Here is a 26287-nt window from a genome sequence, read left to right on the forward strand (position 1 = left end):
GGGCCTCTTCGGCGTCGGCGGGGCCGGCGGGGCGGGCGGCAACGCCCCCGCCGGCAACGGCGGAGCGGGTGGCGCCGGCGGCGCGGGCGGCCTGCTGTTCGGCACCGGCGGCCCCGGCGGGGCCGGCGGGTTCGCCCTCGCCACCGGCAATGGCGGCGTGGGCGGGGCCGGCGGGGCCGCCGGCCTGCTAGGTTCCGGCGGCCTCGGCGGCGTTGGCGGGGTTGGCCAATTCGGCGGTGCCGGCGGGGCCGGCGGTCGCAGCGGGTTGTTTGACCCCTTCGCAGCGGGTGGCGCGGGCGGCACGGGCGGGACGGGGAACGGCAGCGGCTTCCACGGTGGGGTCGGCGGCGCCGGAGGCGCCGGTGGCCTCTTCAGCGCCGGCGGCGCCGGCGGCGCCGGCGGACTGGGCAACAACGCCGCTGACGGCGGGACCGGCGGAATCGGCGGCGCCGGCGGCTTTCTCTCTGGCGTCGGCGGTAGCGGCGGCACCGGCGGGTTCGGCTCCAGCATCGGCGCCAACGGTGGGTCCGGCGGCGCGGGCGGCGCCGGCGGGCTGTTCGGTGCGGGCGGCTCCGGCGGCGCCGGCGCCGAAAGCCTGAAGGGACTTGCCGGCACCGGCGGCGCGGGCGGTGCCGCCGGGTGGTTCGGCTTCGGCGGCTCCGGCGGCACCGGCGGAAACGGGTTCGACACCAACTCGATCGGCGGGGCCGGAGGCGTCGGCGGCAAGGGCGGGCTGCTCGTCGGCTCCGGCGGTGCCGGCGGCGGTGGTGGCGGCGGCGCGACCGCTGGAGCCGGCGGGGCCGGCGGCAACGCGGGGCTGCTCGACGGCGACGGCGGCACGGGCGGCGTCGGCGGATTCAGTTTCGGCGGTAACGGCGGGGGCGGCGGAGCTGGCGGTACGGCGGGCCTGTTCGGCAACGGCGGCGGTGGCGGCGCGGGCGGCACCAGCCTGGTTCCGACCGGCACCGGTGGGACTGGAGGGGCCGGCGGCAACGCCGTGCTGCTCGGCGATGGCGGCAACGGCGGCAACGGCGGAGTCGGCGGGGCGACCGGTCTGGGCGGCGCCGGCGGTGCCGGCGGCACGGGCGGGGTGCTTGGCCTGGGCGGCGCGAACGGGATCTCGGGGCCGTAAGGCCGAACTCAGTACAGCGCGTTGGCGAGGTTGCGCCGACCGGCGACGACCTCGGGGTCGGCCGGATCGAACAGCTCGAACAGCTCGATCAGCCGGGTGCGCACCCGGGTGCGCTCGTCGCCGGATGTGCTGCGCACCAACGCGATCAGGCGATCGAACGCCGTGCTCACGTCCTGGTTGAGGATCTGCACGTCGGCGGCGGCGAACGCGGCATCGATGTCGCCCGGCGCGGCATCGGCAACCGCGACGGCGTCCGGGCGTTGCGTCGTTGCGCGCGTGAGGAAGTCGATCTGCCGGATCGCACCCTTGGCTTCGGCGCTGGCCGGGTTGGCGTCCAGGATCGCCTGATACGACGCCTTGGCGGCGGTGAAATCGCCGGCCTCGAGTTGCTGGCGCGCCTGGGCCAGTTGCGGATCCACTTCCGCTTCGCCGGAACCGCTTGGCCCCCTGAGCTTTCCGGCCGTCGCGGACAGCAGTGAGTCCACCCATCGGCGCAACTGGTCGGGCGGCTGAACGCCCTGGAAGCTGGACAGCGGCTGGCCGGCGGCCAACGCCACGACGGTCGGCACCGCGTCGACGCCGAATATCTGGGCCACCCTCGGCGTCACGTCGACGTTGACCGTCGCCAGCGCCCAGGTGCCGTTGTCCTGGACGGCCATGTCGGACAGCGTCTCGAGGAGCTGGATGCAGGCGTCGCTGCGCGGCGACCACAACAACACCACGACCGGGACCTCATCGGACCGGACGATCACTTGCTCTTCGAAATTGGCCTCGTTGACCTCCGTGCCACCCGGCGTTGCGGGCGCCGAAGCGCCCGCAGGGCCGGCGGCGGAAGCGGTCTGCTGGGCCCGCTGTTTGAGCCCGGAGAGGTCGACCGCACCTGCCAGTGCGGGCCCGATCGAGGGTCGCGGACGCGTCACGCCGTCAAGTTTGTCACGCCGCGCCGGTCGGGGGTCCACCCGGGTGCAGCCCGCAAACGCCTCATATGACGCAAATCACACCCGATTCGGGGCCCCTGACCACAGCAAAGTTACCGGCCAGTTCGGATCCGGTCAGCCCGCCCGCAAAATCAGCGCGTCGCCCTGACCGCCCGCCCCGCAGAGGGCCGCGACGCCGTAGCCGGAGCCCCGCCGCGCCAACTCCAGGGCCACGTGCAAGGTGATCCTGGCGCCCGACATGCCGATCGGATGACCGACCGCGATCGCGCCGCCGTTGACGTTCACGATCTCGGGATCGACGCCGAGTTCGCGGGTCGAGGCCAGGGCCACCGCGGCAAACGCCTCGTTGATCTCGACGACGTCGAGCTGGTCGACGGAGATCCCCTCCCGGCCGAGCGCCTTCTTGATCGCGTTGGCCGGCTGCGACTGCAGCGTCGAATCCGGCCCGGCCACCACGCCGTGCGCGCCGATCTCGGCGAGCCAGGAAAGCCCGAGCTCCTGCGCCTTCGCCTTGTTCATCACGACGACCGCGGCGGCGCCGTCGGAAATCTGCGACGCCGAGCCGGCGGTGATGGTGCCGTCGCGGCGAAACGCCGGTTTGAGGCCGGCCAGGGACTCCGCGGTGGTGTTGGCGCGGATCCCCTCGTCCTCGGTGAACTGCAACGGATCGCCCTTGCGCTGCGGGATATTGACCGGCACCACCTCGTCGGTGAAGACGCCGTCCTTCCACGCCGCGGCGGCCTTCTGGTGGGACCGCGCAGCGAACTCGTCCTGCTCGGCCCGGGTGAACTTGTCGACGTCGTTGCGCTGCTCGGTGAGCGCGCCCATCGGCTGGTCGGTGAACACGTCGTGCAGCCCGTCGTAGGCCATGTGGTCCAGCACCGTGACGTCGCCGTACTTGTAGCCCGCCCGACTGTCCATCAGCAGGTGGGGCGCCTTCGTCATCGACTCCTGGCCGCCGGCCACCACCACGTCGAACTCCCCGGCGCGAATGAGCTGGTCAGCCAGCGCGATGGAGTCGATGCCGGACAGGCACATCTTGTTGATCGTCAGCGCCGGAACGTCCCAGCCGATGCCCGCCGCGACCGCCGCCTGGCGCGCCGGCATCTGGCCCGCCCCGGCCGTCAGCACCTGGCCCATGATCACGTACTCGACCGCCGACGCGGGTAGCTTCGCCTTCTCGAGCGCCCCGGCGATCGCGATTGCGCCCAGGTCGCTCGCCGAGAAGTCCTTCAGCGAACCCATCAGTTTCCCGATGGGCGTCCGCGCCCCAGCAACAATCACCGACGTCGTCATGAGAACCTCCTGGGCGTGCGCAAACGGCTGATTCCGCTACCTGGAGAGGCGGAATCTTTGCTGCCACGTTACCGTGGTGTGATGACGACCGATCAAGTTGACGCCCGTCACCTCCTGGCCACCTCCTTGGTGACCGGCCTCGATCACGTCGGCATTGCGGTCGCCGACCTGGACGCCGCAATCACCTGGTACCACGACCACCTCGGCATGATCCTGGTGCACGAGGAAGTCAACGACGACCAGGGCATTCGCGAGGCGATGCTGGCCGTCCCCGGCACCAGCGCGCAGCTGCAGCTGATGGCCCCGCTGGACGACTCGTCGACGATCGCGAAGTTCATGGAAAAGCGCGGACCTGGCATCCAACAGATGGCCGTTCGGGTCAGCGATCTGGACACCATCTGCGAGCAGCTGCGTGAGCAGGGCGTGCGACTCGTCTACGAGGCGCCCCGGCGCGGCACAGCAAACTCGCGGATCAACTTCATCCATCCCAAGGACGCCGGCGGAGTCCTCATCGAGTTGGTCGAGCCGGCCTCCTAGCGGGCGGCGCCTAAGACCACTTCCTGGTCGGGCCGCGAGTCGCGCGGTTGGCCCAGCACGGCGTGTGCCAATGCCGCCGGTCATCGGGCCCCTGTGGCCCCTCGATGGGCCACACCACCAGATGTGCAGTGCCGGTAGCGATTTCGTGATCGCAACCGGGGCAACGATAGGTCTTGACCGCGCGGGCCGCCGCTACGGGGCGCACCTCGTATTCGTAGCCGTCGGGCCCGGTCTCGACCCGGTGCGGAACCGGCGGGAGCGACACCGGGCGCTGCCGACGGGGCGGTGGGCGGCGCCGAGGCATGCCCGCCAGTCTAGTTGGGCACGTCAGAACAGCCGGTACTCGTCGCTGTCCATGCCGCGCATCTTGTCGTAATCCAATGTGACGCAACGAATCCCACGGTCGGTGGCCAGCGTGCGCGCCTGCGGTTTGATCTGCTGGGCGGCAAAGATTCCCTTGACCGGCGCCAGCACGCTGTCGCGGTTGAGCAACTCGAGGTAGCGGGTGAGCTGCTCCACGCCGTCGATCTCGCCGCGGCGCTTGATCTCGACCGCCACCGAGCCGCCGTTCTCGTCGCGGCAGAGCAGATCCACGGGTCCGATCGCGGTCATGTACTCGCGGCGGACCAACGTGTATCCCTCGCCCAGCAGCTGGACGTGCTCGGCGAGCAACGCCTGAAGGTGGGCCTCGACGCCGTCCTTCACCAAGCCGGGGTCGACGCCCAGGTCGTGGCTGGAGTCGTGCTCGATCTCCTCGACGGTGATGCGCAGCTGCTCGCCCGCCTTGTTCTCCACCACCCACAGCGCCGCCTCGCCGCCGGCCTCCTCGGTGAGCCAGCACGGCGGGCTCATCCAGTTCAGCGGCTTGTAGGCGCGGTCGTCGGCGTGCACGCTGACCGACCCGTCGGCCTTGAACAGCAGCAGCCGCCGCGCCGACGGCAGGTGGGCGGTGAGCCGGCCGACGTAGTCGACGGTGCATTGGGCGATAACGAGGCGCACCCGACTCACCTTAGAGCGAGCCCCACAAATTAGGCTTGCGCCACGATGCTGGCCAAAAAGAGCGTGGCACAACGTATCGGCCGGGTGCTCGAGCGGATTACCCGGCAGAGCGGCCGTCTGCCCGAAACGCCCGCGTACGGGTCCCTGCTCCTCGGGCGGGTGTCGGAAAGCCAACGACGTCGCCGCATCCGCATCCAGGTCATCATGACCGTGCTGGTTCTCGGGGCGAACCTCATCGGTATCGCCGCGGTGATGCTGATCGTCGCGGTTGCGGTTCCCGAACCGAGCGTGTTCGAGGACGCACCGGCCTGGCTCACGTTCGGGGTCGTGCCGGCCTACATCGCGCTGGCCTTGGCGGTGGGCACCTATTGGATCACGCGCCGGACGGTCATCGCGTTGCGCTGGGCGATCGACGAGCGCACCCCGACCAGAGAGGACGAGCGCAACACCTTTCTGGCCCCGTGGCGGATCGCCGCGTTCGACCTCATCCTCTGGGCCATCGGGACGGTCGTGCTGACGACCCTCTACGGCCTGATCAACACCATGTTCATCCCGCGGTTCTTCGTCGCGGTGGGTTTCGGTGGGGTCCTGGTGGCCACCGGCAGCTATCTGCTCGCCGAGTTCGCGCTGCGACCGGTGGCCGCTCAGGCACTCGAGGCGGGGCCCCCGCCACGGCGGTTGTCGTCGGGCATCATGGGCCGGACGATGGTGGTCTGGTTCCTCGGTTCGGGCGTGCCCGTCATCGGCATCGCCCTGCTGGCCGTGTTCGAGATCTTGCTGCGGAATCTGACCCAAACCCAGTTCGCCGTCGGCGTGCTCATCGTGTGCTTCGCCACCCTGATCTTCGGTTGCGCCTTGATGTGGATCCTGGCCTGGCTGACCGCGACACCGGTGCGGGTGGTGCGCGCGGCGCTGCGCCGCGTCGAGCAGGGCAATCTGCGCGGCGACCTGGTGGTGTTCGACGGCACCGAGCTCGGCGAGTTGCAGCGCGGGTTCAACGCGATGGTCGACGGCCTGCGCGAGCGGGAGCGCGTGCGCGACCTGTTCGGCCGGCACGTCGGCCGCGAGGTCGCGCTGGCCGCCGAGCGCGAGCGACCGAAACTCGGCGGCGAGGAACGACACGTCGCCGTCGTCTTCATCGACATCGTGGGCTCCACCCAATTGGTGACCACCCAACCCCCGACCCAAGTCGTCGAGGTGCTCAACCGGTTCTTCGCGATCGTCGTCGAGGAGGTGGACCGCCACTGCGGCCTGGTCAACAAGTTCGAGGGCGACGCGTCGCTGGCCATCTTCGGGGCTCCGAACCACCTGGACTCGCCCGAAGACGAAGCGCTGGCCGCGGCGCGCCGCATCGCCGAACGGCTGGCCGACGAGATGTGCGAGCTGGACGCCGGCATCGGCGTGGCGGCCGGTCAGGTCGTCGCCGGCAACGTGGGCGCCAAGGAGCGGTTCGAGTACACCGTCATCGGCGAGCCGGTCAACGAGGCCGCTCGGCTGTGCGAGCTGGCGAAGTCGCGGCCGGGCAAATTGCTCGCGACCGCCGACGCGCTGGAAGGTGCCGGCGAAGAGGAATGTGCCCGTTGGTCTTTGGGCGACACCGTGACCCTGCGCGGGCACGAGCGCCCCACCCGGCTGGCCTACCCGGTCGAGGCCGCCCGGCCCGACCGCTAATTCGCGCTGACAACGCTCGTGGTCAACGCGGTGAGCGTTGTCGATAGAAATCCCTTATCGGACAATAGAAGACGTGCCTTGACCGCGCGGTTGCACCCCACAAATAGTGGCGACGGGACGGAGCCCCGCCCGGCGACATGAGAAGGGTGCATCGTGACAAGCGTTGGCTTGCTGGACCGTTCGAGAATCGTTGCCAGACCCGGGTGGAACCGCTGGCTGGTCCCGCCGGCCGCGCTGTCCATCCACCTGGCCATCGGGTCGGCCTACGCCTGGAGCGTCTTCAAGATCCCGCTGGAGAAGTCGCTGCACGTCTCCGGGACCGCGAGCGCGATGCCCTTCACGGTCGCCATTGTGGCGCTGGGCCTTTCGGCCGCCGCGTTCGGAACGCGGGTCGACCACTACGGGCCACGCTGGGCCATGGTCGTTGCCACCGTGTGCTTCTGCAGCGGGCTGCTGATCGCGGGATTCGGGGTCTCCGTCCACCAATACTGGCTCGTCGTGGTGGGCTACGGGGTCGTCGGAGGGGTCGGCCTCGGTATCGGCTACATCTCGCCGGTGTCCACGTTGATCAAGTGGTTTCCCGACCGCCCCGGCATGGCGACCGGCCTGGCGATCATGGGCTTCGGCGGCGGCGCCCTGATCGCGTCGCCGTGGACCAACAGCCTGCTCGACGCGTTCGGCCGCACCAGCACCGCCGGCGTCGCGCGGACCTTCCTGGTGATGGGCTGCACCTACGCGCTGTTCATGTCGATGGGGTGCCTGCTGATCCGGGTGCCGGCGCCGGGCTGGGCGCCGGCGGGCTGGAAACCCAAGCCGCACAAGGCCGGAGCGCTGGTCAGCGCCGCCGGCGTGTCGGCGGCCAACGCGGTCAAGACGCCCCAGTTCTGGCTGTTGTGGGTGGTGCTCTGCTTCAACGTCACCGCCGGGATCGGCATCCTGGAAAAGGCGTCACCGATCTATCAGGATTTCTTCCCGCGGGCGCCCCGTGCGGCCGTGCTGGCTTCGGCCGCCGCAGGGTTCGTCGCCCTGCTGTCGCTGGCCAACATGCTCGGCCGGATCGGGTGGTCGTCGCTGTCGGATGCGCTGGGCCGCAAGAACATGTACCGGCTCTACCTCGGCGGCGGCGCACTGCTCTACCTCACGCTGGTGTTGACGACGAACACCAACAAGGTCGCCTTCCTGCTGTGCACCGTGCTGATCCTGTCGTTCTACGGCGCGGGCTTCTCGACGGTTCCGGCGTATCTGCGAGACCTGTTCGGCACCTACGAGGTTGGCGCCATCCACGGCAGGCTGCTGACGGCCTGGTCGGTCGCGGGTGTGCTGGGCCCGCTGATCGTCAACGCCATCGCCGATTCCCAGAAGACGGCCGGGAAGCACGGCCCGGACCTCTACCTCGTGTCGTTCGAGGTGATGATCGCGCTGTTGGCCATCGGACTGATCTGCAACGAGCTGATCAGGCCGGTGGCCGCCAAGTTCCATGAGCCCGACGGCGCCGCGGTGGCGCCCGAGGCAATTCCCCACCGGCAACCGGAGAGGCAACCGTGACGAACCCGACGGCGGCGGTCCGCCCCGCTCCCATCGCACTGGCGTGGCTGTGGGTGGCCCTGCCCTTCGCTTATGGGGTCTGGCAACTCTTTTCGAAGATCACCCAGTTGTTCGGCGCCTGAACGATCGCGGGCCGTTCCCGCACCAACAGCGCCGCCAATAACGACGCCGCGAACAGCAGCGCGCCCACGAACCACGCCGTCGCCGGCCAGCCGCCGGCGGCGTAGACGACGCCGCCGAATGCGCCGGCGACCGAACCGCCCAGGTAGTAGCTGAACAGATACAGCGCGGACGCCTCGGCCCGATCCCGCTGCGCGACGGCGCCCACCCAACCGCTGGCCACCGTGTGCGCGGCGAAGAACCCGCCGGTGAACACCGCAACCCCGAGGACGATCGTGGCCAGCGAGTGCGGCACGGTCAACAGCAGGCCGGCCACCGTGATGGGCAAGGCGCCGCCGAGCACGAGCGCGCGTCCCCTGCGGTCGGCCAGCCGCCCTGCCACGACGGACGTCCACGTGCCCACCAGATACAGCACGAACAACAGCCCGACGATCGAGGGAGCCAATCCGAAGGGCTGGGCCGTCAGTCGGTACCCCAGGTAGTTGTACACCGTGACGAATCCGCCCATGAGCGTGAAACCCAACGCAAAGAGCTTCAGCAGCACGGGGTTTCGCAGATGAGTCGCCAGGTTGCGCGCCGTGGCCCGCACGTTCGCCGCCTTCGGCGTGAAGAACTGCGACCGGGGCACCACGACGGCGAAGACCACGGTGCCGGCCAGCGTCGTCAATGACGACACCAACAGCGCCACGTGCCAGTTGCTGACGTCGACGACCAGGGCGGGGACGATCCGGCCGGCCAGCCCACCCACGGTGGTACCGGCGATGTACCGCCCCATCGCCGAGCCCAGCGACGAGGCGTGGATCTCCTCGGCGAGAAAAGCCATCGCGACGGCGGGGATCCCGGCGAGCGCGACGCCTTGCAGCGCCCGCCCCGCGAGCAGAACGCCGAGCGACGGGCTGAAGGGCAGCAACAACCCGACGACACTGGCGGCCACCCCGGACGTCAGCATCACCGTCACGCGCCCGTAGCGCTCGGAAAGCACGCTCGCGGGAACGACGGACAGCGCCAGCATGCCGGTGGTCAGCGAGACCGCGAGCGCCGCGGTGGCCGGGGAGATCCGGTAATACGCCGAGAAGGCCGGCAACAACGCCTGCGTGCAGTACATCGCGGCGAAGCTGGCCAGGCCGGCGCCGTACAGCGCCGCGGTCACTCGCCGATACCCGCGGCTTCCGGCTTGATGTGCAGTTGGCATAACAACGATGCTCGGCGCCGGCCGATAGGAAAGGAAATGAATTGTTTAATCGCTTATGATTCATTATCAGAATAAGCGGAGGTGGCGGGCGTGCCCGATGGCGACTACGAGTGGTTCGTCACACTGGCGGAGCTGGAACACGTCACGGCGGCGGCCGGCCAGTTGCACATCGCGCAGCCGACGCTCACCCGAATGCTGGCGCGCCTGGAACGGCAGCTGGGGGTGGCGCTGTTCGATCGCCGCGGCAAGCGGCTCGCGCTGAACACCTACGGCCGCATCTTTTACGAGCACGCGCGCCGGGCCCAGTCCGAACTCGATTCGGCGCGGCGGGCGATCGACGATCTGGCCAACCCGGCCGTCGGCGAGATCCGACTCGGCTTCCTCGGTTCGTTCGGGTCAACGGTGGTGCCGCGCTTGATCGCCGGGTTCGCCGAAGCCTCACCGCGAGTGACGTTCACGCTGGAGGAGGGCGCCGCCGAATCGATCGGCGATCTCGTGCAGTCCGGGTCGATCGACATGGGCGTGGTGTCGCCGCGGCCGCAGGCGCCAAACCTGGCCTGGCGCGGCCTGTTTCGCCAGCGGCTCGGCGTCGCGTTCCCGTGCGACCACGCGCTTGCCGGCGCGGCGGCGGTGTCCATGACGGACCTGGCCGACGAGCCGTTCGTGGCCATGCGGCCCGGCTTCGGCATGCGACGGCTGCTCGACGAGCTTTGCGCGGCGGCGCAAATCCAGCCGCGGATCGTCCTCGAGTCGGCGAACCTCACGTCGACCGTGGGCCTGGTGGCCGCGGGGCTGGGCATCAGCCTGATGCCCATCGACGGCAGCGATCACGCGCCCGGGGTCAGCGTGCTGCCATTGGCCGACGCCGACGCCTACCGCGATGTCGGGATGATCTGGAATTCCGGGCGACCGCTGTCCCGCCCGGCCCGCGACTTCATCGCGTCCGCCGCGGCCCTGCACCACCAGGGACCGTAGCGCAGTGGACTGCAATGTCGGTTTTCCGCCAGTTTTGTCGGGGGGCGGGTGTAACTGTGGAACCGTGCACGACGATTTCGAACGCTGCTACCGGGCCGTCCAGTCCAAGGACGCCCGGTTCGACGGCTGGTTCGTCACCGCGGTGCTGACGACTCGGATCTATTGCCGGCCCAGCTGCCCCGTGCGGCCGCCGTTCGCGCGCAACGTCCGGTTCTACCCGACGGCGGCGGCCGCCCAGCGGGCCGGGTTCCGGGCGTGCAAGCGGTGCCGCCCCGACGCCTCACCCGGATCCCCCGAATGGAACGTGCGCGGCGACGTCGTCGCGCGGGCGATGCGGCTGATCGGCGACGGCACCGTGGACCGGGAGGGCGTCGGCGGACTCGCGGCTCATCTCGGCTACACCACCCGGCAGCTGGAGCGGCTCCTGCAGGCCGAGGTGGGCGCCGGCCCGCTCGCGCTGGCCCGGGCGCAGCGCGCCCAGACCGCGCGGCTGCTCATCGAGACCACGGAGCTGCCGTTCGGCGACGTCGCGTTCGCCGCCGGGTTCTCCAGCATCCGCCAGTTCAACGACACCGTGCGCTCGGTGTTCGAGACCACGCCGTCGGCATTGCGCCGGCGGGCGGCCGCCCGGATGGGGGTCGAGGCCAATCCCCCTGGCGCGCTGTGCCTTCGGCTGCCGGTGCGCACGCCGTTCGCCTACGAGGGCGTGTTCGGCCACCTGGCGGCCGGCGTCGTGCCCGGCTGCGAGGAGGTGCGCGACGGCGCCTACCGGCGCACCCTGCGGCTTCCCCACGGCGGCGCGGTCGTGACGCTGGCACCGGCCGTCGACCACGTCCGCTGCCGGCTGGCGCTCGACGACTTCCGCGACCTCACCACCGCGATCGCCCGCTGCCGGCGGCTGCTGGACCTCGACGCCGACCCCGAAGCCGTGGTCGACGCGTTGGCCGGCGACCCCGAGCTGGCCGCGGTGGTGGAAAAGGCGCCGGGGCAACGCATCCCGCGCACCGTCGACGAGGCCGAGCTGGCCGTGCGCGCGGTGCTGGGCCAGCAGGTCTCGACCAAGGCCGCCAGGACCCACGCGGGCCGGCTGGTCGCGGCCTACGGCGCACCGGTGCGCGACCCCGAGGACGCGTTGACGCATGCGTTCCCGTCGGTCGAACAGCTCGCCGACATCGACCCCGTCCACCTGGCGGTCCCCGAGGCACGACGACGCACGCTCCACGCGCTGATCGCCGGCCTCGCCGACGGCAGCGTCGTCCTGGACGCCGGAAGCGACTGGGAGGCCGCCCGCGCACAATTGCTGGCGCTGCCCGGCGTCGGCCCCTGGACCGCGGAGGTGATCGCGATGCGCGCCCTGGGCGACCCGGACGCCTTTCCTGCCAGCGACCTCGGGCTCCGGCTGGCCGCAAAGCAACTCGGGCTCCCCGCGGATCAGCGCAAACTCGTCGAACGCAGCGCCCGCTGGCGGCCCTGGCGCTCGTATGCCACCCAGCATCTGTGGGCGACCCTCGACCATCCGGTAAACCATTGGCCGCCAAAGCCTCCCAAGGAGGGCGCATGATCAGCTACCGCACCATCGAGAGCCCGATCGGGCTGCTGACCCTGGCCGGGCGCGACGGGGTCTTGACGAACCTGCGGATGGTCGACCAGACCTACGAACCGAACCGCGCCGGCTGGTCGCCCGAGCCGCGGGCGTTCGGTGCGGCCGTCGAGCAACTCGGCGCCTATTTCGCCGGCGAGCTCACCGCGTTCGACATCGAGCTCGAGCTGCGGGGCACGGAATTCCAGCGGCGCGTGTGGCAGGCGCTGCTGACGATCCCGTATGGCGAGACGCGGTCGTACGGGGAGATCGCCGCGCAGATCGGCACCCCCGGCTCGGCGCGCGCCGTCGGCTGGGCCAACGGCCACAATCCCATCGCGATCGTCGTTCCGTGCCACCGGGTGATCGGCGCCAGCGGCAGCCTCACCGGCTACGGCGGCGGGCTGGATCGAAAGCGAACGCTGCTCGACTTGGAGAAAAATCGCATGCCGGCCGAGCTGACATTGTTCACTAAACGGCCGAACGCCGACTTGTTGTGATGCTTTCCCGATAATCGCCGCAACAACTCGACATTCGCCGGCAAGAAAATGCAAAAACACCCCCGTTGCCGGGGGTGTTTTTGTATATGTTCGGCGGTGTCCTACTTTTCCACCCGAAGAGGGCAGTATCATCGGCGCTGACAGGCTTAGCTTCCGGGTTCGGGATGGGACCGGGCGTTTCCCTGTCGCTGTGGCCGCCGTAACTCTATTTATTTTTCATTCAAGTGTTCTGGTGGGGGGTGTGGTGCGCCACGACATTGCTGTCAGGCGCTGGATTGTGGTTGCGATTTGTGTTGGTAAGTTTTCGGCCGGTTAGTGCCAGTTCCCTGCACTCATTACTGAGCTTCTAGGTCTGGCCTATCGAACCCATGTTCTGTGGGGGGCCTTATCCCTCTAAAAGGGTGAGAAACCTGATCTTGGAGAAGGTTTCCCGCTTAGATGCTTTCAGCGGTTATCCTGTCCGAACGTGGCTATCCAGCGGTGCCCCTGGTGGGACAACTGGTGTACCAGAGGTTCGTCCGTCCCGGTCCTCTCGTACTAGGGACAGGTTTCCTCAAGTTTCTGACGCGCGCGGCGGATAGAGACCGAACTGTCTCACGACGTTCTAAACCCAGCTCGCGTGCCGCTTTAATGGGCGAACAGCCCAACCCTTGGGACCTGCTCCAGCCCCAGGATGCGACGAGCCGACATCGAGGTGCCAAACCATCCCGTCGATATGGACTCTTGGGGAAGATCAGCCTGTTATCCCCGGGGTACCTTTTATCCGTTGAGCGACACCCCTTCCACTCGGGGGTGCCGGATCACTAATCCCGACTTTCGTCCCTGCTTGACGTGTAGGTCTCGCAGTCAAGCTCCCTTGTGCATTTACACTCAACACCTGATTGCCGTCCAGGTTGAGGGAACCTTTGGGCGCCTCCGTTACATTTTAGGAGGCAACCGCCCCAGTTAAACTACCCGCCAGGCACTGTCCGTGAACCGGATATACGGTTCGACGTTAGGTGTCCAATACGATCAGAGTGGTATTTCAACAACGACTCCGCCCCAACTGGCGTTGGGGTTTCACAGTCTCCCACCTATCCTACACAAACCGTACCGAACACCAATACCAAGTTGTAGTGAAGGTCCCGGGGTCTTTTCGTCCTGCCGCGCGTAACGAGCATCTTTACTCGTAGTGCAATTTCGCCGAGTCTATGGTTGAGACAGTCGAGAAGTCGTTACGCCATTCGTGCAGGTCGGAACTTACCCGACAAGGAATTTCGCTACCTTAGGATGGTTATAGTTACCACCGCCGTTTACTGGGGCTTAAATTCTCCGCTTCACCTTGCGGTTAACGGGTCCTCTTAACCTTCCAGCACCGGGCAGGCGTCAGTCCGTATACATCGTCTTGCGACTTCGCACGGACCTGTGTTTTTAGTAAACAGTCGCTTCTCGCTGGTTTCTGCGACCGGATCCCGCTCCCAGCGCAAGGCTGTTCACGGTATTCCGGCCCCCCTTCTCCCGAAGTTACGGGGGTATTTTGCCGAGTTCCTTAACCATAGTTATCTCGTACGCCTCGGTATGCTCTACCTGACCACCTGTGTCGGTTTGGGGTACGGGCCGTGTGTGTGCTCGCTAGAGGCTTTTCTTGGCAGCAGAGGATCACCGAATTCACCTCAACCGGCTATGCATCACCTCTCAGGAATGTGAGCGACGGATTTGCCTATCGCTCTCCCTACAGGTTTGCCCCAGTATTACCACTGACTGGTACGGCTACCTTCCTGCGTCACCCCATCGCTTGACTACTACCAACGAAGGTCCCACGCAGCCCCGAAACTCCATGCCCCCGAAGGGAAATGGTCGATCCGGTTTTGGGTGGTTAGTACCGTTGATTCGTCAGGGACGCGCACACACGGGTACGGGAATATCAACCCGTTGTCCATCGACTACGCCTGTCGGCCTCGCCTTAGGTCCCGACTCACCCTGGGCGGACTGGCCTGGCCCAGGAACCCTTGGTCTTACGGCGGGCAAGGTTCTCACTTGCCTTATCGCTACTCATGCCTGCATTCTCACTCCCCCACCCTCCACCACCGGTCACCCGGCGGCTTCGCTGAATGGGGGACGCTCCCCTACCCAACCTTGCGGTTGTCGCGGCTTCGGCGGTGTGCTTGAGCCCCGCTACATTATCGGCGCACAATCACTTGACCAGTGAGCTATTACGCACTCTTTCAAGGGTGGCTGCTTCTAAGCCAACCTCCTGGTTGTCTCTGCGACTGCACATCCTTTCCCACTTAGCACACGCTTTGGGGCCTTAGCCGGCGATCTGGGCTGTTTCCCTTTCGACGTACGGAGCTTATCCCCCGCCGTCTCACTGCCACGCTATACACCACGGCATTCGGAGTTTGGCTGACGTCAGTAACCTAGTAGGGCCCATCGGCCATCCAGTAGCTCTACCTCCGTGGTGAAACACGTAACGCTGCACCTAAATGCATTTCGGGGAGAACCAGCTATCACGGAGTTTGATTGGCCTTTCACCCCTACCCACAACTCATCCCCTCAGTCTTCAACCTAAGTGGGTTCGGGCCTCCACGCGGTCTTACCCGCGCTTCACCCTGGCCATGGGTAGATCACTCCGCTTCGGGTCCAGAACATGCCACTACACCCCAAAGGGGATGCGCCCTATTCAGACTCGCTTTCGCTGCGGCTACCCCGCACGGGTTAACCTCGCGACATGTCCCTGACTCGCAGGCTCATTCTTCAAAAGGCACGCCATCACCCCACAAGGAGGCTCTGACGGATTGTAGGCACACGGTTTCAGGTACTCTTTCACTCCCCTCCCGGGGTACTTTTCACCATTCCCTCACGGTACTAATCCGCTATCGGTCATCGAGAAGTATTTAGGCTTACCGGGTGGTCCCGGCAGATTCACAGCAGATTCCACGGGCCCGCTGCTACTCGGGAGTTGATACAAGGTAGGTGCCGGGTTTTCGCGTACCGGGCTCTCACCGTCTGCGGCGGACCATCCCAGGCCACTTCCGCTAACCACGACACTTTCTGACTACCCCTCAGCCAGGTAGAGCTGAGACATATCAATCCCACAACCCCGCACACACAACCCCTACCCGGTTACACATGCGTGCGGTTTAGCCATGTTCCGCGTTCGCTCGCCACTACTGACGGAATCACAATTGTTTTCTTCTCCTACGGGTACTGAGATGTTTCACTTCCCCGCGTTCCCTCCCGCACCCTATATATTCAGGTGCGGGTAACACGACATCACTCGTGCTGGGTTTCCCCATTCGGAAATCCTCGGATCAACGCTCGGTTGACAGCTCCCCGAGGCATATCGCAGCCTCCCACGTCCTTCATCGGCTCTCGATGCCAAGGCATCCACCATGCGCCCTTAAGCACTTACAAACACAAAAACCAAAGAAAAATTACAACATTTAATGGACACACCGCCACGAGGGCAGCGCATCCATTTAGATGCTCGCAACCACTATCCAGTTCTCAAACACCACACCCCACCACCAAGATGGAGGGACACCACTCGAAACAACCCGAGTGCTGTCTCAGGACCCAATAGTGTGTCTGGCTTTCGCTTTGTTGTTGCGCACCCGGCCCCCGCCCACTACAGGCGGGAACCCCTCACGGCTCGCACCCCACCAGTTGGGGTGCTTTTCGTGGTGCTCCTTAGAAAGGAGGTGATCCAGCCGCACCTTCCGGTACGGCTACCTTGTTACGACTTCGTCCCAATCGCCGATCCCACCTTCGACAGCTCCCTCCCAAAGGGTTAGGCCACTGGCTTCGGGTGTTACCGACTTTCATGACGTGACGGGCGGTGTGTACAAGGCCCGGGAACGTATTCACCGCAGCGTTGCTGATCTGCGATTACTAGCGACTCCGACTTCACGGGGTCGAGTTGCAGACCCCGATCCGAACTGAGACCGGCTTTAAAAGGATTCGCTTAACCTTACGGCATCGCAGCCCTTTGTACCGGCCATTGTAGCATGTGTGAAGCCCTGGACATAAGGGGCATGATGACTTGACGTCATCCCCACCTTCCTCCGAGTTGACCCCGGCAGTCTCTCACGAGTCCCCGCCATTACGCGCTGGCAACATGAGACAAGGGTTGCGCTCGTTGCGGGACTTAACCCAACATCTCACGACACGAGCTGACGACAGCCATGCACCACCTGCACACAGGCCACAAGGGAACCGACATCTCTGCCGGCGTCCTGTGCATGTCAAACCCAGGTAAGGTTCTTCGCGTTGCATCGAATTAATCCACATGCTCCGCCGCTTGTGCGGGCCCCCGTCAATTCCTTTGAGTTTTAGCCTTGCGGCCGTACTCCCCAGGCGGGGTACTTAATGCGTTAGCTACGGCACGGATCCCAAGGAAGGAAACCCACACCTAGTACCCACCGTTTACGGCGTGGACTACCAGGGTATCTAATCCTGTTCGCTCCCCACGCTTTCGCTCCTCAGCGTCAGTTACTGCCCAGAGACCCGCCTTCGCCACCGGTGTTCCTCCTGATATCTGCGCATTCCACCGCTACACCAGGAATTCCAGTCTCCCCTGCAGTACTCCAGTCTGCCCGTATCGCCCGCACGCTCACAGTTAAGCCGTGAGATTTCACGAACAACGCGACAAACCACCTACGAGCTCTTTACGCCCAGTAATTCCGGACAACGCTCGCACCCTACGTATTACCGCGGCTGCTGGCACGTAGTTGGCCGGTGCTTCTTCTGCAGGTACCGTCACTTGCGCTTCGTCCCTGCTGAAAGAGGTTTACAACCCGAAGGCCGTCATCCCCCACGCGGCGTCGCTGCATCAGGCTTGCGCCCATTGTGCAATATTCCCCACTGCTGCCTCCCGTAGGAGTCTGGGCCGTATCTCAGTCCCAGTGTGGCCGGACACCCTCTCAGGCCGGCTACCCGTCGTCGCCTTGGTAGGCCGTCACCCCACCAACAAGCTGATAGGCCGCGGGCCCATCCCACACCGCAAAAGCTTTCCACCATAAAGCATGCGCTAAATGGTCCTATCCGGTATTAGACCCAGTTTCCCAGGCTTATCCCGAAGTGCAGGGCAGATTACCCACGTGTTACTCACCCGTTCGCCACTCGAGTACCCCCGAAGGGGCCTTTCCGTTCGACTTGCATGTGTTAAGCACGCCGCCAGCGTTCGTCCTGAGCCAGGATCAAACTCTCCAAACAAAAACCCCTCGATAACGAGGTGAATTTACAATCAGAGAAAATCTGACCTAACAAAAAGACGCCAAACATCTGGCATCAAAAAACAGCCATACCCACACACGGGGAGTGCAGAGTATGGCCAAAAAACAACAACAATTAAAAAGACCAAACACACTATTGAGTTCTCAAACAACACTCATGCTTATTTTCGCCCGCTTCCGGGCAACCCTGCCAGCTTAATACCGTTCTGGCGGAGGCGTCAAGTCCCAGTTTTGGTCATCTTGTGTGGTGACCGCTGCGGGACAGCCGTGCCAGGCTAGTACCGATCCGGCGAGGGAGTCAAGGCCCCGGTTTCGGTCCCCCTCGAGGGGTGACCGCCCTTGTGGGGCACTGACTTTGACTACTCTACCCGCTCGATCTCCGCTCCCAAAATCGCCAGGTTTTCGACGAACAACGGGTAGCCCCGGTCGATGTGGAAGACATCGTGGACCTCGGTGTCACCGTCGGCGACGAGCCCGGCCAGCACCAGGCCGGCACCGGCCCGGATGTCCGAACACCACACCGGCGCGCTGGACAGTTGTGGCAGGCCCCGCACGACGGCGTGGTGCCCGTCGGTGCGGGCGTCGGCGCCCAGCCGGATCATCTCCTCGACGAACCGGAAGCGGGCTTCGAACACGTTCTCGGTGATCATCGACGTGCCGTCGGCGATGGAGGCCAGCGCGATCGCCATCGGCTGCAGGTCGGTCGGGAACCCGGGAAAAGGCAGGGTCGCGACGTTGACGGCCTTGGGGCGCTCGTACTGGGTCACCCGGAAGCTGTCGTCGGTCTGGGTGACCGTGGCGCCCGCATCGTGCAACTTGTGCAGCACCACCTGCAGGTGGGCCGGGTCGACGCCGGTCACCTCGATGTCGCCGCGGGTCATGGCCGCGGCGATGCCCCAGGTGGCGGCCACGATGCGGTCGCCGATCACTCGGTGTTCCGTGGGATGTAGCCGCGGGACGCCGGTGATCGTCATGGTCGGCGAACCCGCGCCCTCGATCTGCGCACCCATCTGGTTGAGCATCGTGCACAGATCGACCACGTCCGGTTCGCGCGCCGCGTTGTGAATGGTGGTGACGCCCTCGGCCACGACGGCGGCCATCAGGATGTTCTCGGTGGCCCCCACGGAGGGGAACTCCAGCTGAATCTCCGCGCCGCGCAGGGTGTCTGCCTGGGCGACCACGCAGCCGTGCTCGATGTTGCATTGCGCACCCAGCTGCCGCAGGCCCGCCTGATGCATGTCCAGCGGACGCGATCCGATCGCGTCCCCGCCGGGGAGCGCGACCCTGGCGCGCTTGCAGCGGCCGACCAGCGGGCCCAGCACGCAGACCGAGGCGCGGAACTGCCGCACCGCCGCGAAGTCCGCGTCGTACTTGGGCTCGTCGGGCGAGGTGATGCGGGCGACGTCACCGTCGAGCTCGACGGTGGCGCCCAGGCCGCGCAGCACCTCGGCCATCAGCGGCACGTCCAGGATGTCCGGGCAGTTGGTGATGGTGCTGGTGCCCTCGGCCAGCAGGGTCGCGGCCATCAGCTTGAGCACGCTGTTCTTGGCGCCCCCGACAGCGACTTCGCCGGACAACCGGTTCCCGCCGGTCACCACGAATCGCTCAGTCACCCGCGTCAGTTTAATGAAGCGGTTTCGGCTTGTCAGTCAGCCGAGGCGGCCAGCCGAGTACCGTTTTCTCATGGCCATCCACCTGACCCGCATCTATACGCGAACCGGCGACGACGGGACGACCGGATTGAGCGATTTCTCACGGGTCTCCAAGAACGACCCCCGCCTGGTGGCCTACGCGGATTGCGACGAGGCCAACTCCGCGATCGGCGTCGCGATCGCGCTCGGTCGGCCCGACGGGGAAATCGCGGGCGTGCTGCGGCAGATCCAGAACGACTTGTTCGACGCCGGCGCGGATCTGTCGACCCCGGTGGCCGAAGACCCCAAATATCCCCCGCTGCGAGTTCCCCAGGCCTACATCGATCGGCTCGAGGCATGGTGCGACAAGTACAACGAGCCGCTACCGGCGCTGAATTCCTTTGTGCTGCCCGGGGGTTCACCGCTGTCGGCGCTGTTACACGTGGCCCGCACCGTGGTGCGGCGGGCCGAGCGCTCGGCGTGGGCCGCGGTGGATTCGCAGCCCGACGGGGTCAGCGCGCTGCCGGCAAAGTACCTGAACCGGCTGTCCGACCTGCTGTTCATCCTGTCGCGCGCGGCCAACCCCGACGGCGACGTGCTGTGGCAGCCGGGCGGCGGGACGAACGCGAGTTAGCCTGCGGCGCAACGCCTATACGCTGCGACGGCGGGCGCGCGGCGACGGCCGGGATTCCAGCCAGGACAGGAACGCGGTCAGGGCGCCCTTGTCGAGCGCAAGCTCGTAACCGGCCCGGTCCTGCGTCGTGTCGCGCAGCTCGAGTACGACGATCTCGTCGGTCATGATGTCGAATTCGTCGCCGCGCGGCGCGCGCCGGGCCACGATCTCTACCCCCCGCCGGCTGAGCCGGCGGTCCGGCCACAAACGCAGGCTGGACAGCCGGTAGAAGGCGGCCTCGCCGCCGCGATAGCGGATCACGCCGTGCCGCCAGCCGTGCCCGCCGACGGCGGGGATGTCACGCATGATCCCGGCCGTGCCGCCCTGGCGCAGCTTCCACAGCCGATAGCTCAGGGCCAACACGGCGGCCGCCAGCATGACGACGAGCACGACCATGCCGACCATGGGCGCGCTCATCGGGGCGTTAGTCGATCGCGCCGACGGCGCGCAGTCTGCCGCGCCCCCTGGCGGCAACCCGGGGATCGTCGGACTCGGAATCCTGGCGGGCGGCGCTCTCGTCGATCTCCGACTCGAACTCCGCGGATTCGGCCAGGATCGTCACGCTCTCCTCGGTCACCGACAGAAACCCGCCCTCCACCGCGACCCGCAGGTCGTCCTCGCCTTCGCGTTCGACGCGCACCATGGCGTCGTCGACCAGTTGGGCGACCAGCGGGATGTGGTGGGGCAGGATGCCGATCTCGCCGACGGTGGTGCGGGTGAACAGGAACGTCGCCTCACCCGACCAGATCTTCCGGTCGACGGCGACGATCTCCACGTTCAATTCGGCCATGCCGCTCAGTCCTCAGGAATCCAGTTTGGCGCCGAAGCTTTCGGCTTTCTTGGCCAGGTCGTCGAGGCCGCCGATCAGGAAGAAGGCCTGCTCGGGGATGTGGTCGAAGTCGCCCTTCGTCAGCTTGTCGAACGCCTCGATGGTCTCCTTGACCGGCACCGTCGAACCCGGCTGACCGGTGAACTGTTCGGCCGCCATCATGTTCTGCGACAGGAACCGTTCGATGCGGCGGGCGCGCTGCACCAGCTGCTTGTCCTCCTCGGACAGTTCGTCGATGCCGAGGATAGCGATGATGTCCTGAAGGTCCTTGTAGCGCTGCAGGATTCGGATGACTTCCTGTGCAACGCGGTAGTGCTCGTCACCGACGATACTGGGGTCCAGGATCGTCGAGCTCGACGCCAGCGGGTCCACCGCGGGGAAGATACCCTTGGAGAACACCGAACGCGACAGCTCGGTAGTGGCGTCGAGGTGCGCGAACGTGGTCGCGGGCGCCGGGTCGGTGTAGTCGTCCGCCGGCACGTACACCGCCTGCATCGACGTGATCGAGCGGCCACGCGTCGAGGTGATGCGCTCCTGCAGCTCGCCCATCTCGTCGGCCAGGGTGGGCTGGTAGCCCACCGCCGACGGCATGCGACCGAGCAGGGTCGACACCTCGGAGCCGGCCTGGGTGAACCGGAAGATGTTGTCGATGAACAACAGCACGTCCTGGCCCGCCTCGTCGCGGAACCACTCGGCCATCGTCAGCGCCGACAGCGCCACCCGCATACGGGTGCCGGGCGGCTCGTCCATCTGACCGAACACCAGCGCGGTGTCCTTGAGCACGTCGGCTTCCTTGAGCTCCACCCACAGGTCGTTGCCCTCGCGGGTGCGCTCGCCCACGCCGGCGAAAACCGAAGTACCACCGAAGTTTCGGGCGATGCGGTTGATCATCTCTTGGATCAGCACCGTCTTGCCCACGCCGGCACCGCCGAACAGGGCGATCTTGCCGCCACGCACGTACGGGGTCAGCAGGTCGACGACCTTCAGGCCGGTCTCGAGCATCTCGGTGCGCGGCTCGAGCTCCTCGAAGGGCGGCGGCTTGCGGTGAATCGACCAGTGGTCGAAGTCCTCGCCATATCCGGGCTTGTCGAGGCAGTCGCCGAGGGCGTTGAAGACGTGGCCCTTGACGTCCTCGCCCACCGGCACCGAGATCGAGTTACCGGTGTCGGTCACCTCGACGCCGCGCACCAGGCCGTCGGTGGGTTGCAGGGAGATCGTCCGAACCAGGTTGTCGCCCAGGTGCTGCGCGACCTCGAGCGTGAGCGTCTTCTTGAGCTCCTCGAAGGTGATGTCGGCGTGCAGCGCGTTGAACAGTTCCGGCACCGAGCCGCGCGGGAACTCGACGTCGACGACGGGACCGGCGACGCGGACCACGCGGCCGCTGGTGTCGGTGTCCTTCGACTCTTTGCTCTTCTGGTCAGTAGCAGTCATGTTTCTTCTTCCTCGTGCGCTACTTAGCGTCGGCGAGCGCGTTTGCGCCGCCGACGATTTCGCTGATCTCCTGGGTGATCTGGGCCTGCCGCTCGCGGTTCGCCATCAGCGTCAGTTCTTTGATCAGGTCGTCCGCGTTGTCGGTTGCGGACTTCATCGCTCGCTGACGCGACGCCAGCTCGGACGCCGCGGATTCGAGTAAAGCCGCGTAGACGCGGGTCGTGATGTACCGGGGCAACAGGGCATCGAAAAGCTCTGTCGCGCCGGGCTCGAAGGAGTACAACGTGTGGAGTTCATCGGTCTCTTCGACGTACTCCACCACCAGCGGCGCGATGCGGTGGGCCACCGCCGCCTGCGACATCATCGACTTGAACTCCGAGTAGACGATGTGCAGTTCGTCGACGCCCTGCTCGTCGGAGTCCTCGTCGCCTGCACCCTTCATGAAGGCATCGACGAGGGTCGAGGCGATCTCTTGGGCGTTCTCCACCTGCGGCTGCTCGGAAAAGCCCGTCCACGATTCGGTGATGTCCCAATTGCGGAACTTGAAGTAGTTCTGCGCCTTTCGGCCCACCGTGTACACGATCGGCGTCTTGCCTTCCTCCCTCAGCAGGGAGAACAGCTCCTCGGAACGACGGAAGATGCCGGAGTTGTGCGCGCCACACAAACCGCGGTCGGACGACACCACCAGGACCCCGGCCCGCCTCGGGTCTTCTCGTTCGACCAGCAGCGGGTGATCCAGCGCGGCTTCACTGGACAGGGTGGTGAGCATCGAGGTGATCTGTGCGGCGTAGGGCCTGGCCGATTCCAGCCGGGCCTGCGCCTTGCCGATGCGCGATGTCGCGATCATCTCCTGGGCCTTGGTGATCTTCTTGATCGACCCTGCGGAGCGGATCCGGCCGCGCAGTTCACGAAGTGTGGCAGCCATCGCTAACTACTTCTTGTCCTTACCGGAAACGTCCGCGGATTCCTTCTTGGAGTTCTTGGCTTCCTTGTCTTTCGGCTTCTCTTTCTTGACCTGCACCGACTCCTTTTCCAGGTCCTCCTCGTCCATCGCCTCGACATGCTCGTCGGGCACCACGGACCCGCCGTCGGAGGCCGCGAAGCCCTTCTTGAACTTGTTGATGATCTCGGTGAGCTCGTTCTCGCCCTCTTCGGAGAGCTTGCCGCTGTCGCGGATCCCGGCGAGGAATTTCTCTTCGGAAGCCCGCATGTGGTCCAGCAATTCGGTTTCGAACCGCCGGACGTCCTCGACGGGGACGGAATCCAGGTGGCCGCCGGTGCCCAGGAAGATAGAGACCACCTGCTCCTCGACCGGCATGGGCTGGTACTGCCGCTGCTTGAGCAATTCGACCAGCCGTTCCCCGCGCTCCAGCTGCGCCTTGGACGTGGCGTCCAGGTCAGAGGCAAACGCAGCGAAGGACTCCAGCTCGCGGTACTGCGACAGGTCCAGACGCAACGAGCCGGCCACCTCCTTCATGGCCTTGATCTGCGCCGCGCCGCCCACGCGAGACACCGAGACACCGACGTTGATGGCCGGGCGGACACCCTGATTGAACAAGTCGGATTCCAGGAAGCACTGCCCGTCGGTGATGGAGATGACGTTGGTGGGGATGTAGGCCGAGATGTCGTTGGCCTTGGTCTCGATGATCGGCAGGCCGGTCAGCGAGCCGCCGCCGAGGTCGTCGGAGAGCTTGGCGCAGCGCTCCAACAGCCGCGAGTGCAGGTAGAAAACGTCGCCGGGGTACGCCTCGCGGCCCGGCGGCCGGCGCAGCAGCAGCGAGATCGCGCGGTAGGCCTCGGCTTGCTTGCTGAGGTCATCGAAGACGATCAGCACGTGCTTGCCGTCATACATCCAGTGCTGGGCGATCGCCGAGCCGGTGTACGGCGCAAGCCATTTGAAGCCGGCAGAGTCCGACGCGGGTGCCGCGACGATGGTGGTGTAGTCCATCGCGCCGCCCTCGTCGAGGGCCTGGCGCACGGCGGCGATCGTGGTGCCCTTCTGGCCGATGGCCACGTACACGCAGCGCACCTGCTTCTTCTCGTCGCCACTCTCCCAGTTCTGCCGCTGGTTGAGGATGGTGTCGACGCACACGGCGGTCTTGCCGGTCTTGCGGTCGCCGATGATCAGCTGCCGCTGACCGCGGCCGATCGGGGTCATGGCATCGATGGCCTTGATCCCGGTCTGCAGCGGCTCGCTCACGCCCTGGCGCTGCACCACCGACGGCGCCTGGATTTCCAGTGCGCGCCGGATGTCGGTCTCGATGTCTCCGCCGCCGTCGATCGGCTCGCCCAGCGGGTTGACGACCCGGCCCAGGAACGCGTCGCCGACGGGCACCGACAACACCTCGCCGGTGCGCTTAACCTGTTGGCCCTCTTCGATTTTCTCGAAATCGCCCAGGATGACCGCGCCGATGTCGTGCTCGTCGAGGTTGAGTGCGACGCCGAGGACCCCACCCGGGAACTCGAGCAGTTCCTGGGTCATGACGGAGGGCAGGCCTTCGACGTGCGCGATGCCGTCCCCGGCCCCGATGACGGTGCCGACTTCCTCGCGCGAGGTGTCGGACGTGAAGGAGCCCACGTACTCCTCGATGGCGCTCTGGATGTCGTCAGCCGAGATTGTCAACTCTGCCATGGCTTTTCGTCTTCCTACTTGATCTTCGTTCGCGTCGGTTAAAGATGGCGTGTCAGTCGGGCAGCTGGGCTTGGGCGGCGGCCAGGCGAGCGGAGAGCGTCCCGTCGATCACCTCGTCGGCCACCGCGATCAACAGCCCGCCCAACAGCTCGGGGTCCGTCTGCAGCTGCACGGTCACCGGATGGTTGTAGATGCGGCTGAGGACCTCGATGAGACGGGTCCGCTGGTCGTCACTGAGCTCGGCCGCGGCGCTGACCTGTGCGACGATTTCGCCGCGGCGCGCCACCGCCACTTTCGCCAGGAACTTCACGGCCACCTCGGCCGACTCGCCCCGCAGCAGCTCGACGGTCTGGGTCAGCAGTGCCAAAGCGATCGGGTTGACCCGGCCGCTTGCGTTCTCGAGCACCTTGCGCAGCAAGCCGATCCGGCCCTCGGCGGGAGTCCCAAAGTCGCCCAACAGGATGGCGAGCCGCGGCTGCGCATCAAGAACGCGAGAGAACCGGAACAACTGGTCCTCGACCTCGTCGACCTTGTCTTCGCGTTCGGCGACTTCGAGCAACGCTTGACGCGAGATGTGTTCGATGGCGTCGACCAAGTCGGAGTTGGCCGACCAGCGCTCGGAAACCGCCGCCCGCAGCACGTCGAGCGTCGCGTCGCCCACCTTGTCGGACACCAGGCGTTCGATGAGCCGGACCCGCGGCGCCGCGTCCTCGGCGGGCACGGTGAGGTACCGGGTGACGACGATTTCGCCGTCCAGCATCTTGGCGACCGCCACCAGCTCGCTGGAGAGGGTGGAAAGCGCTTTGTTGTCCAGGTTTTTGGCGATGGTGCCGAACCGGTCCGAGAGGTTTCGCAGCGCGTGCCGGCTGGCCGAACGCATCTTCGTCAGCAGCGGGTAGGCGACCTCGGCGGGCGCGGGCGCCATGGCCTCGAGGTCATCCAGGAACCGATCCACGGTGGAAGACCGCTGTTCGGGGTCGGCGACGTAGCTGCGCACCAATTCCTCGGCCTGGCGGACGGATTCGTGTCCGAGTTCCAGGCGAAGCTGGCGGGTCAGCTGTGTCCGCAGCAACTCGGCCTGGCGCGTGCCCTGCGCTTTGACGCGCTCGGCCTCGACTTCGGCCTGGGCCCGCATCTGCTCGGCGATGCGTTCCGAGTCCGCCCGGGCCTCTTCGACGATTTGCTCCGCTTCTTCTTTGGCGGCGTCCACGGCGTTTTCGTGCGCGGTCTTCGACTCGGTCAGCCGCTCGGCTGCCGCGGCCGAATCGGCCAGCTGCTGGCGCACCAGCTCCTGCCGCGCGGTCATCATCTTGCGCACCGGCGGTACGGCGTAACGCCAGACGATGAACACGATGAGGGCGAACCCGCCCAACTGCCCCAAAAAAGTCGACATC

At 66.3% G+C, this 26287-nt stretch carries 21 protein-coding genes and 3 rRNA genes; 9 read left to right on the forward strand and 15 right to left on the reverse strand.

Annotated elements, in window-relative coordinates; genetic code table 11:
* On the forward strand, positions 1-1132 hold a 1132-nt coding region (locus AWB89_RS28315; RefSeq protein ID WP_193791366.1), incomplete at its 5' end, for a hypothetical protein.
* Positions 1133-1140: 8 nt separating this feature from the next.
* On the opposite strand, the gene AWB89_RS16815 is transcribed toward AWB89_RS28315, so the two are convergent.
* Both AWB89_RS16815 and AWB89_RS16820 read right to left on the reverse strand, forming a co-directional pair.
* Positions 1141-2052, reverse strand: a complete 912-nt coding sequence (locus tag AWB89_RS16815) for a tetratricopeptide repeat protein (RefSeq protein WP_085175204.1) — start codon at positions 2050-2052, stop codon at positions 1141-1143.
* Between the two features lie 132 nt (positions 2053-2184).
* Positions 2185-3366, reverse strand: a complete 1182-nt coding sequence (locus tag AWB89_RS16820; RefSeq protein WP_085175206.1) for an acetyl-CoA C-acetyltransferase — start codon at positions 3364-3366, stop codon at positions 2185-2187.
* A gap of 78 nt (positions 3367-3444) precedes the next feature.
* On the opposite strand from AWB89_RS16820, the gene mce reads away from it, so the two are divergent.
* Complete coding sequence (mce, locus tag AWB89_RS16825) at positions 3445-3903, forward strand: methylmalonyl-CoA epimerase (RefSeq protein WP_139830429.1); 459 nt, start codon at positions 3445-3447, stop codon at positions 3901-3903.
* Positions 3904-3913: 10 nt separating this feature from the next.
* Here mce and AWB89_RS16830 read toward each other — a convergent pair whose 3' ends face one another.
* Positions 3914-4207 carry a hypothetical protein gene (locus AWB89_RS16830; protein ID WP_085175208.1) on the reverse strand — a complete coding sequence of 98 codons (294 nt, stop codon included), beginning with the start codon at positions 4205-4207 and terminating at the stop codon, positions 3914-3916.
* A 23-nt stretch (positions 4208-4230) separates the two neighbouring features.
* On the reverse strand, positions 4231-4902 hold the full coding sequence (nucS, locus tag AWB89_RS16835; protein ID WP_085092729.1) for an endonuclease NucS: 672 nt from the start codon (positions 4900-4902) through the stop codon (positions 4231-4233).
* Between the two features lie 45 nt (positions 4903-4947).
* Between nucS and AWB89_RS16840 the strand changes: the two genes are divergently transcribed.
* The 3 genes from AWB89_RS16840 (at position 4948) to AWB89_RS28490 (ending at position 8240) form a co-directional block, all read left to right on the forward strand.
* On the forward strand, positions 4948-6573 hold the full coding sequence (locus AWB89_RS16840; RefSeq protein ID WP_085175210.1) for an adenylate/guanylate cyclase domain-containing protein: 1626 nt from the start codon (positions 4948-4950) through the stop codon (positions 6571-6573).
* 153 nt (positions 6574-6726) lie between these two features.
* The gene (locus tag AWB89_RS16845; protein WP_241520522.1) at positions 6727-8118 is read left to right on the forward strand and encodes an L-lactate MFS transporter; all 1392 of its coding nucleotides are present in this window, start codon (positions 6727-6729) and stop codon (positions 8116-8118) included.
* Positions 8115-8240 (forward strand): MFS transporter small subunit, encoded by a 126-nt coding sequence (locus AWB89_RS28490; RefSeq protein WP_420914800.1) that lies wholly within the window; start codon positions 8115-8117, stop codon positions 8238-8240. Before AWB89_RS16845 ends, AWB89_RS28490 begins: the two co-directional genes overlap by 4 nt.
* On the opposite strand, the gene AWB89_RS16850 is transcribed toward AWB89_RS28490, so the two are convergent.
* Positions 8189-9430 carry an MFS transporter gene (locus tag AWB89_RS16850; RefSeq protein ID WP_142282558.1) on the reverse strand — a complete coding sequence of 414 codons (1242 nt, stop codon included), beginning with the start codon at positions 9428-9430 and terminating at the stop codon, positions 8189-8191. The two genes, AWB89_RS28490 and AWB89_RS16850, sit on opposite strands and share 52 nt — an antisense overlap.
* Positions 9431-9520: 90 nt before the next feature.
* On the opposite strand from AWB89_RS16850, the gene AWB89_RS16855 reads away from it, so the two are divergent.
* The 3 genes from AWB89_RS16855 to AWB89_RS16865 all read left to right on the forward strand — a co-directional run bounded on the left by AWB89_RS16855 (position 9521) and on the right by AWB89_RS16865 (position 12484).
* On the forward strand, positions 9521-10405 hold the full coding sequence (locus tag AWB89_RS16855; protein WP_162293322.1) for a LysR family transcriptional regulator: 885 nt from the start codon (positions 9521-9523) through the stop codon (positions 10403-10405).
* Positions 10406-10469: 64 nt separating this feature from the next.
* Positions 10470-11966 carry a DNA-3-methyladenine glycosylase 2 family protein gene (locus AWB89_RS16860; RefSeq protein ID WP_085175212.1) on the forward strand — a complete coding sequence of 499 codons (1497 nt, stop codon included), beginning with the start codon at positions 10470-10472 and terminating at the stop codon, positions 11964-11966.
* Entirely contained in the window at positions 11963-12484 is a 522-nt protein-coding gene (locus AWB89_RS16865) for a methylated-DNA--[protein]-cysteine S-methyltransferase (protein WP_085175214.1), read from the forward strand. Before AWB89_RS16860 ends, AWB89_RS16865 begins: the two co-directional genes overlap by 4 nt.
* 88 nt (positions 12485-12572) lie before the next feature.
* Here AWB89_RS16865 and rrf read toward each other — a convergent pair.
* The 4 genes from rrf to murA all read right to left on the reverse strand — a co-directional run bounded on the left by rrf (position 12573) and on the right by murA (position 19310).
* A 5S ribosomal RNA gene (gene rrf / locus AWB89_RS16870) occupies positions 12573-12686 on the reverse strand.
* A 90-nt stretch (positions 12687-12776) separates the two neighbouring features.
* Positions 12777-15877 (reverse strand): 23S ribosomal RNA (locus AWB89_RS16875).
* Between the two features lie 280 nt (positions 15878-16157).
* Positions 16158-17677 (reverse strand): 16S ribosomal RNA (locus tag AWB89_RS16880).
* Together the 16S, 23S and 5S rRNA genes form the textbook arrangement of a ribosomal RNA operon.
* Positions 17678-18056: 379 nt before the next feature.
* The gene (gene murA / locus AWB89_RS16885) at positions 18057-19310 is read right to left on the reverse strand and encodes a UDP-N-acetylglucosamine 1-carboxyvinyltransferase (RefSeq protein ID WP_085092739.1); all 1254 of its coding nucleotides are present in this window, start codon (positions 19308-19310) and stop codon (positions 18057-18059) included.
* Between the two features lie 70 nt (positions 19311-19380).
* Between murA and AWB89_RS16890 the strand changes: the two genes are divergently transcribed.
* Complete coding sequence (locus AWB89_RS16890; RefSeq protein WP_085175216.1) at positions 19381-19962, forward strand: cob(I)yrinic acid a,c-diamide adenosyltransferase; 582 nt, start codon at positions 19381-19383, stop codon at positions 19960-19962.
* A gap of 15 nt (positions 19963-19977) precedes the next feature.
* Here AWB89_RS16890 and AWB89_RS16895 read toward each other — a convergent pair whose 3' ends face one another.
* From AWB89_RS16895 to AWB89_RS16920, 6 genes are read right to left on the reverse strand one after another with little or no spacing between them, the layout of a single operon-like run.
* Complete coding sequence (locus tag AWB89_RS16895) at positions 19978-20418, reverse strand: DUF2550 domain-containing protein (RefSeq protein WP_085092743.1); 441 nt, start codon at positions 20416-20418, stop codon at positions 19978-19980.
* A 7-nt stretch (positions 20419-20425) separates the two neighbouring features.
* Positions 20426-20791, reverse strand: coding sequence for a F0F1 ATP synthase subunit epsilon (locus AWB89_RS16900; RefSeq protein ID WP_085092745.1), 366 nt, complete (start codon positions 20789-20791; stop codon positions 20426-20428).
* A gap of 12 nt (positions 20792-20803) precedes the next feature.
* On the reverse strand, positions 20804-22261 hold the full coding sequence (gene atpD / locus AWB89_RS16905) for a F0F1 ATP synthase subunit beta (RefSeq protein ID WP_085092747.1): 1458 nt from the start codon (positions 22259-22261) through the stop codon (positions 20804-20806).
* A gap of 19 nt (positions 22262-22280) precedes the next feature.
* Positions 22281-23186, reverse strand: coding sequence for a F0F1 ATP synthase subunit gamma (locus AWB89_RS16910; protein WP_085092749.1), 906 nt, complete (start codon positions 23184-23186; stop codon positions 22281-22283).
* A gap of 6 nt (positions 23187-23192) precedes the next feature.
* Entirely contained in the window at positions 23193-24893 is a 1701-nt protein-coding gene (gene atpA, locus AWB89_RS16915) for a F0F1 ATP synthase subunit alpha (protein ID WP_085092751.1), read from the reverse strand.
* 52 nt (positions 24894-24945) lie between these two features.
* Positions 24946-26286 carry a F0F1 ATP synthase subunit B/delta gene (locus AWB89_RS16920; RefSeq protein WP_085175218.1) on the reverse strand — a complete coding sequence of 447 codons (1341 nt, stop codon included), beginning with the start codon at positions 26284-26286 and terminating at the stop codon, positions 24946-24948.
* Between the last annotated feature and the right edge of the window lies 1 nt (position 26287).

Source organism: Mycobacterium paraense, from assembly GCF_002101815.1.
Taxonomy (GTDB): Bacteria; Actinomycetota; Actinomycetes; order Mycobacteriales; family Mycobacteriaceae; genus Mycobacterium; species Mycobacterium paraense.

Coding starts and splice junctions, on each gene's coding strand:
- AWB89_RS16820 (WP_085175206.1), bottom strand. CDS start 3,366: ATGACGACGTCGGTGATTGTTGCTGGGGCGCGGACGCCCATCGGGAAA.
- AWB89_RS16830 (WP_085175208.1), bottom strand. CDS start 4,207: ATGCCTCGGCGCCGCCCACCGCCCCGTCGGCAGCGCCCGGTGTCGCTC.
- AWB89_RS16840 (WP_085175210.1), top strand. CDS start 4,948: ATGCTGGCCAAAAAGAGCGTGGCACAACGTATCGGCCGGGTGCTCGAG.
- AWB89_RS16850 (WP_142282558.1), bottom strand. CDS start 9,430: ATGCCAACTGCACATCAAGCCGGAAGCCGCGGGTATCGGCGAGTGACC.
- AWB89_RS16865 (WP_085175214.1), top strand. CDS start 11,963: ATGATCAGCTACCGCACCATCGAGAGCCCGATCGGGCTGCTGACCCTG.
- AWB89_RS16890 (WP_085175216.1), top strand. CDS start 19,381: ATGGCCATCCACCTGACCCGCATCTATACGCGAACCGGCGACGACGGG.
- AWB89_RS16895 (WP_085092743.1), bottom strand. CDS start 20,418: ATGAGCGCGCCCATGGTCGGCATGGTCGTGCTCGTCGTCATGCTGGCG.
- AWB89_RS16900 (WP_085092745.1), bottom strand. CDS start 20,791: ATGGCCGAATTGAACGTGGAGATCGTCGCCGTCGACCGGAAGATCTGG.
- atpD (WP_085092747.1), bottom strand. CDS start 22,261: ATGACTGCTACTGACCAGAAGAGCAAAGAGTCGAAGGACACCGACACC.
- AWB89_RS16910 (WP_085092749.1), bottom strand. CDS start 23,186: ATGGCTGCCACACTTCGTGAACTGCGCGGCCGGATCCGCTCCGCAGGG.
- atpA (WP_085092751.1), bottom strand. CDS start 24,893: ATGGCAGAGTTGACAATCTCGGCTGACGACATCCAGAGCGCCATCGAG.
- AWB89_RS16920 (WP_085175218.1), bottom strand. CDS start 26,286: ATGTCGACTTTTTTGGGGCAGTTGGGCGGGTTCGCCCTCATCGTGTTC.